The sequence below is a fragment of the Sphingobacterium sp. UBA3519 genome (genome assembly GCF_002377215.1).
Classification (GTDB): Bacteria; Bacteroidota; Bacteroidia; order Sphingobacteriales; family Sphingobacteriaceae; genus Sphingobacterium; species Sphingobacterium multivorum.
On the sequence record NZ_DFPI01000005.1, the window covers coordinates 1 to 6,670 of the forward strand.

Below are 6,670 nucleotides of genomic sequence, written 5' to 3' on the forward strand. Positions count from 1 at the left end.
AAATTTATTTAGGACACATATGTTTGATTATTTCATAAAATTAACTTTAGTCGGTGTAGTGGATATATTTTTTTAATGCGGTGGAGAAAAATAACTATATTTGCGACGATTTAACGAAAGCTATACCAATTTGTGAAAAGTAATTAGCCTGAGTGATGTTCGAGTAGAACAATTGATTTACATATTTATTTAATAGCCATGAAGAATTTAAAATCAGGACTAATATTCTCCTTTGATAGGAAAAGTACAAAAGTTGTTACACCTAACTGACGGTTATAGGGATAGGTGGCATCACTGAGTTAGCACAAAATGATCTAATGTCTGAAAACTAGCGTGAATGGAAAATTGGGCCTTATGGTACACAGGTAATATTATGGAAAGTAATTCCTAGTGGCGATGAGAAAGGTGATGGAGAATTTGATTATCCCTATTTTATTATTAACAACCAAAAACTATCGCTATATGTTTTTGCTGAAAAAGACTAAATTAAACGATGAAATATCCTATCTTGTTCGTGTTCTAGGCGGAACAATCACAATTCAAAAAGGAAAAGTAATAACCTATACGTAACTTCTGTCTCTAATAAATATCAAACATAAAAAGATTTTTGATTCTAATATTGATCTAGAATTAGAAAAACCAATACTTGTATTTAATAAAAAAATAATTTATGAAAGCAAAAATATCACTATTGTTGATGATATGTTTTTTTATCGCACACTTTGTAAGTGCACAGCATAATAATGAAAAGAGTTTTGTAAATATTCCTCCAAATCCTGTTGCAAGCAAATTTAGTCTGTTTACCGATAACCAGCCAAACCTTTCCACAGGCTCAGTTAATATTCCGATCAACTTATTTGGTTTATCAGTTTATAAATTGCAGATTCCGATTCAGCTTAATTATGAAACAAGTGGTATCAATGTAATGGATACGCCTTTGCCATATGGGCATGGCTGGAGATTGAATATTAATCCGCGTGTTACAAGACATTTGTTAGGTAGAGCTGATGAAAAATATCCCTTTAAAAATAGTTATGATCCCAATAACAGTAACTGGGGAACAAAATTTCCAACAAGTTCGGGGAATTATGGTGATTATTATGAACCATTAAAAGGGATTGTTAATTGGCAACATAATGTAACTTATCAGCTTTCCGATCAAGACCTTTTTGATCCTCAGAAAGACATTTTCACAATTCAATTGCTTGATCGATCAGTTAATTTTTACATAGATTGGGTAAATGGTTCACCTGTGGCTAGAACCTTTGGAAATTCTTTACAGATTTTTGTCATTGTGGCAAATAAAAATATTCAAGGCTTGAAGGTTATAGAGGAAGATGGTACAATCTATAGATTTGGCAATGTAAACGGAGAAACTGGAGTTAATTTTCAAGAGTCATACGACGGGTCTACCCTTACATGGTTACTTCGAGAAGTTGAACTAACTAATAATCAAAAGATTTTGTTTGAATGGATTGAAAAAAATATTAGCAGTAGTAAACCTTCTATAAGTCAGGCGGTCTCTATGTCTGACTGGAAATTACAGGATTGGGGTGACGGATTTAATGGAGAGCCTACAGTAGACGATCTCGGAGGGGTCATCAATATTGCCGAGTACGCTCCAGGTGTTGCTAAAATGTTGTCTAAAATAGATTGTCCGACGGGAACAATACATTTGATTTATTCTGCTACCAATGAACCTCTGGTCACCGAAATTAATCTCAAAAATAAAAATGGAGATATACTTCATAAAGCTCTATTAAGTTATGGCGAAAGAAATCAGTCGCAGGACCATCTCTTATTACAGAGCATTAAAGTTGACAATCAAAAATATTCATTTTCCTACAATAAGAACAGGTTTTCAAATGGTTCTACATCTTTAGATTATTGGGGATTCTTCAACGGAAAATTGCAGAACTCACATATTCCGAAAGTCAATCTTAAGAAGTTCAATAATTACTATAACTATTATTCCTCACCGTATGAATTTGCAGGACAGCGAGTCGGAGTGGCTGATAAATCTGTGGATACAGCCAAAATGAAGGCTCTTATTTTGGAAAGGATTACCTATCCAACAGGTGGCTACACGATGTATACTTACGAACCACATCGATTTAATTTTGTAGAATCATACTCGGGTTTTTTTGAACAACCTATAACCCCGACGTCTGGTGGAGGACTCCGTGTCAAAAAGATTCAGTTTTACGGTATTGATAATAAATTGCAAATAGAGAAGACATATGCATACGGTAAGAATGAAGACGGTTTAGCTAATATTAAATTGGTGCCCACTATGAATTCGTTTATCGACGAAAAATTTCAATTTTTCTATAATTATAGTGGGGATGGATGGACAAAAGTTTTTTCTTGTCGGAATTTGTCTGTGAAGAGTTTGTCAGATCATTCTGCTTTAGATTTTGGGCAGTCATCTTTTTGGTATGACCAGGTCACTGAATATACCGGAGGCGGTAAAGTGGTTCGGAATTTTCAGTTCAATGACGATACAGTATCGCCATTGGAAAGCACAAAGCTTTTTCAAAAACGGTATACTTCAAGTGTTAATACATTATTTCAAGGTGGGCCAAAATTGTCTTCGGAAATAATCTTCAAGAAAACATCGAATTCTTATGATACACTATCAAAGAAAGAATATATATACAACTACGTATCGAACTCAGACTATAATGTAAAAAATTTATTGATAGATCGTCGAATCATTGCGAATAATTTAGGTGCGTATGGATCTGGTACTGATGTTATATATCCAGCGAACGCCGATTTTTGGCCTATAAGATATTCCTCATCTTCTGGTGCATACGCTGAATTTGCTAAAGACGAATTGAAATTTAACATAGGATATTATACAATTTATCCTGGATTTTATCGTCTAGAAAAAGAGCTAGTGACAACTTATTCTCAGGATGGCAAGATTACGGATGAAACATCCTTTACTTATGATATAGAAAGGCCTACCTATGTAATGTCTTCGAATAAAATATCTAGTTTGTCTTCGAATATCAAGACGACATATCGTTACGTATGGAATTTTTCGACTTCTATTGCGCAATTGATGGTTCAGAAAAATATGTTGAATGTGCCTCTTGAAATTGAGGAAATAATTGGACAATCTAAGACTTTGCAGAAAAATATTTTCGGAAATGAGACTGCTATAACAACTGGCCTTGTTCTATTGAAAGAAAAACAAGTTTTAAAAAATTCAATCGTTAAACAAAGTAGCGCAGTTACTAAATTTGATGCTTTTGGTAATCCGCTGGAGATCAAGCAACAATATGCGCCGAATGTCACATATCTATGGGGTTATTTGGGTGCTCACGCGGTAATTAAAGTGGAAAACTGCACCTATGCTGAGGTCATTAACGCTTTAGGATCTTCTGCATCATCGATTTTGTTAGAATTAAATAAGATTACAGTAAGCGATGCATATATCAAGGAAGTAGCTAATAATCTACGAAGTCATCCAAATCTTAGTAAGGCGCTTGTATCAGCATTCATATACAGGCCACTTATAGGATTAATCAAGACGGTTGATGTTAGAGGAAAAGAGGAAACTTACAGTTATGATAGTTATGGGCGTTTGGAATATATAATGGATTTTGACGGTAACATTATAAAAACATTTTGTTATAGCATTCAAGGTGATCTTATTGACTGTCGTGTTTTTTTAAATGCCGTTCAAAGTCAGACTTTCCAAAAGAATAATTGTACTGTTGGACAGGAAGGAGAGTCAATTTTATATACTGTTCCTGCAGGAAAGTATATGTCAACAATATCCTTGGATGATGCCAATCAGAAAGCTTTGGCAGATATTAAAATAAATGGACAGAATAATGCCAATCAGAATGGAAGTTGTATCATCCCAGTAGTTAATGTGGATGTTGAAATTTCGAAATTAACTAATTGGAATGGAAATATAAGCCGAATTTCTTTTTATAAAAATGGATCGTCTTCACAAGAGTTTGACATATTTCCGACAAATTCTGGTTCCAGCGAATACATTACTATTCCCGAAGGTGAATATTCGAGAGTTCGCATACAAGTTGATGGTACAGGTACTCCATACAATGGTATGTTGAGTATAGTTAATACTAATGCAACGGCCTGCCAAGAAATCGGAATGGGAAGCATTGAACTCAATTTTTATAGCGTTAAATTTCTTAAAAACGGCAACAAACAAATTGTAGTCGCAGAATATTGCATGAATTAAAATAAAATATTTGAAGTAATAGCCTTCCTAAGATAATGAAAAAGAGATTTTTAACCTTGTTATTTTTGATAACATTAAGTACCCTCAAAGCACAAATTTCAGGGGACGATATAACGCTATCTGTTTATAGTAATCAGACAAATATTCAAGCAGCAAGAAGTGTTACCCTTGCCAATGGCTTTCATATTCCAGTTCAGGCAGGTAAGACAGTGACGATCAGTGTTGGCGGTTTCCAGCATATCGTCAGCACGCCAACAGTGGGACAAAACTATATTCTTACAAGAACCTTTAGGAATGCAGTGAAACTTAATCAGTTGCCCAATATGCGGACGATTGATCAGGAGAACCAGACGATCCAATACTTTGATGGGTTGGGAAGACCGAGTCAGAATGTAGAGTTGATGGCGAGTCCGGCATTTAATGATATCGTGCAACACATCGAGTACGATGGATTTGGAAGAGAAAATACCAAATATTTGCCTTATGCAGAGAAGTTAGGAAACGGTAGTCTCCGAACTGGAGCAAAAGCGTTGCAGGCGGACTTTTACAAAGATGGGGTAGGCTGGGATGCGGCCGTAGTAAAGACAGCGAGTCCATATGCGGTTACGGTCTTTGAGAATAGTCCGCTAAACCGTGTAATGGAACAGGGAGCTCCTGGGACAGCCTGGCAACCATCGCCAGCTGAGGGTACCGGTCATACCGTAAAAACAAGCTATGGAGCTAATGCAGCTTCAGGCGCTGATGCGGTTGCATTATGGGTATTGACGGCCAGTGGTGCAAGTAGCATAAAGAACTATGATGCAAGGAAGCTTTACCGCACGACCATGCGGGATGAAAATTCAGTAAATACAACCGATCGAAGTGGATCTGTAGACGAGTACAAAGATTTAGAGGGCCGTGTGGTGCTCAAACGTGTGTGGGAGAACGAAAGCAAGGCGCTCAATACCTATTATGTCTATGATGATTTTGGGGACCTACGTTATGTGCTTCCTCCGGCAGTGACAGGATCGAGTTTCAGTGAGCTGTCAGCGGATCCAACATTTGCCAATTTTGACAACTATATCTATGCCTACAAGTACGACGAGCGTCGCCGGCTGGTCGAGAAGAAAATCCCGGGTAAAGGCTGGGAGTATCTGGTGTACAATAAGAATGATCAGGTTGTGCTTACCCAGGATGCTGAGCAACGGGCACGTAAGGAATGGAATTACAGCAGATACGATGCTTTTGGGCGCATCACTTCAAGCGGACTCTATACCAATACGGCAAAAGTAACCCGAACTGAAGTGGCAGCGCTTGTAGATGCTGCTACGGGCCCGTTATGGGAGACCCGTTCGGGAGCAGACTATCCGGCGCCGGCAACTACCTTTCCGTTGGTAGGTACAGGTATCACCATTACCCCGCTTATTGTCAATTATTACGATGATTATGCATTCAGCGGGGCTGCGACGCTTGCTGCTAATGGAATCACAAAGAGTACCAATATCAAATCGCTTCAGACCGGTGCGAAGATCTACCGGACCGACGGGACATTGCCACTGCTGACAGTGATGCATTACGATGACTATGGCAGGGTGATTCAGACGGCTTCAAAGAACCATCTAGATGGTACAGACTATGTGACCAATACCTACAGTTTTCCGGGAGAACTGCTTACTAGTACACGGGTACATACACCGGCAACGGGAGGTGCGACAACCATTATTACTACGAATGAATATGACCACGTGGGCAGATTGGTTTCAACAAAGGAACGGATCGGATCGCAGGGCGAGGTAACTCTGGCTTCCAATAGCTACAATGAGATCGGTCAGCTGAAAAGTAAAGCGGTGGGCAAGACGAGTCTTGAGAGTGACTTTGTCAATACCACCACATATACCTACAATGAGCGCGGCTGGTTATCCAAGAGCAGTTCACCCAAATTTAGTCAGCAGCTGAAATACCAGGACGGTACAAATCCACAGTGGAACGGTAATATCAGCCAGCAGCTGTGGGGAGATGATGCAACCTTACCTAATACCTTTAGCTATCAATATGACAAGCTGAACAGGTTGACCAGTGGAACAAATGGCCAGACAGGGACAGCAAGTATCGCGGAAGTGATTACTTACGATGACCTTGGCATGGGCAATATCAAGACCCTGAAGCGCGATGCCCTAGCTGTTACGACCTATACCTATACCGGCAACAAACTCATGAGCCTGAGCGGTGGCTTATCCGGTAATTATACCTATGATGCCAATGGTAATGCCAAAACGGACCGAATGGGCATGGCTATTACCTACAATTACCTTAACTTACCGCAGACCGCCAAAAAAGCAGGTACAGATGTGGCATTCCTGTACAATGCAGCCGGGGTTAAGCTTCAGAAGCTGTCGAAGATCGGAACGTCGCCGAATATTATTACCACGACCAGGGATTATGTGGGTGGAATCGAATACAATAACG

General features: G+C 38.8%; 2 protein-coding genes. Both read left to right on the plus strand.

Features of this window, described 5'->3' with window-relative positions; genetic code table 11:
* Positions 1-670: 670 nt before the first annotated feature.
* Entirely contained in the window at positions 671-4,225 is a 3,555-nt protein-coding gene (locus B3297_RS02050) for a DUF5977 domain-containing protein (RefSeq protein WP_286778343.1), read from the plus strand.
* A gap of 35 nt (positions 4,226-4,260) precedes the next feature.
* Positions 4,261-6,670: DUF6443 domain-containing protein (locus B3297_RS02055; RefSeq protein WP_286778344.1), on the plus strand; the 2,410-nt coding region annotated here is incomplete at its 3' end.

Coding starts and splice junctions, on each gene's coding strand:
- B3297_RS02050 (WP_286778343.1), top strand. CDS start 671: ATGAAAGCAAAAATATCACTATTGTTGATGATATGTTTTTTTATCGCA.